At 39.0% G+C, this 1021-nt stretch carries 1 protein-coding gene; it reads right to left on the bottom strand.

Translation table 11 applies throughout. From position 1 onward, the window contains the following. Positions 1-130: 130 nt before the first annotated feature. Positions 131-1021: calcium-binding protein (locus FFO06_RS20645; RefSeq protein ID WP_137909698.1), on the bottom strand; the 891-nt coding region annotated here is incomplete at its 5' end.

Below are 1021 nucleotides of genomic sequence, written 5' to 3'. Positions count from 1 at the left end.
TCCCCGTGGCGTAGCACCTGTCACCTGATTAAAGTGATAATTGTAGGTTGGGTTAAGCGACAACGTAACCCAACAAAGTCCTAACAACAAAGTCCCTAAGTTATTGGGTTGAGAAAACCCAATAAAGTTATTAACTAAATAGGAAAGTACCTCCGAACAGGTTTAAACTCGCATTGGTGCTATTAAATCCAGATGTACCGGATAAAGTCATTAATGATTGACCAGTACCAAAACCAGTATTACCAATAATACCATCCCCAGCCCGCACTAATGTAGAATTACCTGATGTAATTACATCAAAACTGGCAATACCTGTAAAGTTCAGTTTATCGCCACTGACACCGCGCACAAATTGGTAAACTATATCTGTACCATGACCAAGAACGTAATTAACGTTATCTACAGCATTATCGTTTAAACCTAAATACAGGCTATCGCTACCACGACCACCAATTAAAGTATCAGCACCCGCATTACCTGTGAGGGTATCATTTCCTAAACCACCGGTGAGAATGTTAGCTGCTGCGTTACCTGTAATGCTGTTATTCAGGTTATTACCTGTACCGTTAATAGCGGTTGTTCCCTGTAACGTTAGGTTTTCTAAGTGGTTTCTTAATGTCCAAGTGATAGAAGATTTAACGGTATCTATTCCACCATTTAAAAATTCAATAATGACATCTCCTACATTATCTACTACATAAGTATCATTTCCTTTACCACCGATTAAAAAGTCTATACCTGCTCCCCCGTTCAGAGTGTCATTACCGTCTCCACTACTTAAATCATCGTTTCCTGTACCTGCTTTAATCCAATCATTACCAGTAGTACCATCAAAACTAACTGTACCTGTAAAGCCACTTAAATCAAAGCGTTCAAATCCGAATACTGTTGTCCCTGGAATATTTAATTGATTGGTGGTGTTACTGGTATCTATGGAGATAAGATCATTAGCTGTTCCTCCGCTGATAATTAAGGTGTCTGTGCCATTACCACCTTTGATGGTGTCGTTTTGTTGTAAATT

It is taken from the genome of Dolichospermum planctonicum (assembly GCF_005402965.1).
In the GTDB taxonomy this organism is placed as follows: Bacteria; Cyanobacteriota; Cyanobacteriia; order Cyanobacteriales; family Nostocaceae; genus Dolichospermum; species Dolichospermum planctonicum.
This window is presented reverse-complemented; position numbering and strand designations above follow the sequence as displayed.